The sequence below is a fragment of the Streptococcus mitis genome (assembly GCF_001074635.1).
In the GTDB taxonomy this organism is placed as follows: domain Bacteria; phylum Bacillota; class Bacilli; order Lactobacillales; family Streptococcaceae; genus Streptococcus; species Streptococcus mitis_E.
In genome coordinates, this window is sequence record NZ_JUQO01000092.1 from 1 (window position 1) to 1,619 (window position 1,619).

The 1,619-nt window shown below is 38.8% G+C and carries 1 protein-coding gene and 1 pseudogene; both read left to right on the forward strand.

What is annotated here, in order from left to right; all coding sequences use genetic code 11:
- The first annotated feature begins 240 nt into the window (after positions 1 to 240).
- Positions 241 to 1,500: a UDP-N-acetylglucosamine 1-carboxyvinyltransferase gene (locus ADI58_RS03880; RefSeq protein ID WP_049521539.1), complete on the forward strand. Its 1,260-nt coding sequence runs from the start codon at positions 241 to 243 to the stop codon at positions 1,498 to 1,500.
- Between the two features lie 15 nt (positions 1,501 to 1,515).
- Positions 1,516 to 1,619, forward strand: a pseudogene (locus tag ADI58_RS03885) (GNAT family N-acetyltransferase); the annotation flags it as partial.

The window sequence follows — 1,619 nt, forward strand, 5'->3', positions numbered from 1 at the left end:
AAAACAGTGTTTTGAGCTGACTTCGTCAGTTCTATCTACAACCTCAAAGCAGTGCTTTGAGCAACCTGCTGCTAGTTTCCTAGTTTGATCTTTGATTTTCATTGAGTATTAGTAATTCAGAAAATAACTCATCAACTCCAACCCAATAAAAGTGAAAAGGATGGAAAAAAGGTTGCATTTATGATATAATTTATTTTAAAGACCTTATTAGAAATCTTGAAAGAGTATTAAAAACTTAGAATGAGAAAAATTGTTATCAATGGTGGATTACCACTACAAGGTGAAATCACTATTAGTGGTGCTAAAAATAGCGTTGTGGCCTTAATTCCAGCTATTATATTGGCTGATGATGTGGTGACTTTGGATTGTGTTCCAGATATTTCGGATGTAGCCAGTCTTGTCGAAATTATGGAATTGATGGGAGCTACTGTTAAGCGTTATGACGATGTCTTGGAGATTGATCCAAGAGGTGTTCAAAATATTCCAATGCCTTATGGAAAAATCAACAGTCTTCGTGCATCTTACTATTTTTATGGGAGCCTCTTAGGCCGTTTTGGTGAAGCGACAGTTGGTCTACCGGGAGGATGTGATCTTGGTCCTCGTCCGATTGACTTACACCTTAAGGCTTTTGAAGCTATGGGTGCCACTGTTAGCTACGAGGGAGAGAACATGAAGTTATCTGCTAAAGATACAGGACTTCATGGTGCAAGTATTTACATGGATACGGTTAGTGTGGGTGCGACGATTAATACGATGATTGCTGCGGTTAAAGCGAATGGTCGTACTATTATTGAAAATGCAGCCCGTGAGCCTGAGATTATTGATGTAGCTACTCTCTTGAATAATATGGGTGCCCATATCCGTGGTGCAGGAACTAATATCATCATTATTGATGGTGTTGACAAATTACATGGAACCCGTCATCAGGTGATTCCAGACCGTATCGAAGCTGGAACATATATTTCTTTAGCTGCTGCAGTCGGTAAAGGAATTCGTGTTAATAATGTACTATACGAACACTTAGAAGGATTTATTGCTAAGCTGGAAGAAATGGGAGTGAGAATGACTGTATCTGAAGACAGCATTTTTGTCGAAGAGCAGTCTAATTTGAAAGCAATCAATATTAAGACAGCTCCTTACCCGGGCTTTGCAACTGATTTGCAACAACCGATTACCCCACTTTTACTAAGAGCGAATGGTCGTGGTACAATTGTCGATACGATTTACGAAAAACGTGTAAATCATGTTTTTGAACTAGCAAAGATGGATGCGGACATTTCGACAACAAATGGTCATATTTTGTACACAGGTGGACGTGATTTGCGTGGAGCCAGTGTTAAAGCAACTGACCTGAGAGCTGGTGCAGCTTTAGTTATTGCTGGTTTGATGGCCAAGGGGCAAACTGAAATTACAAATATCGAGTTTATCTTACGTGGTTATTCTGATATTATTGAAAAATTACGTAATCTAGGAGCGGATATTACACTTGTTGAGGATTAAACCGTAGAGGTGTTTATGAATATTTGGACCAAATTAGCAATGTTTTCTTTTTTTGAAACGGATCGCTTGTATTTGCGTCCTTTCTTTTTTAGTGATAGTCAAGACTTCCATGAGATAGC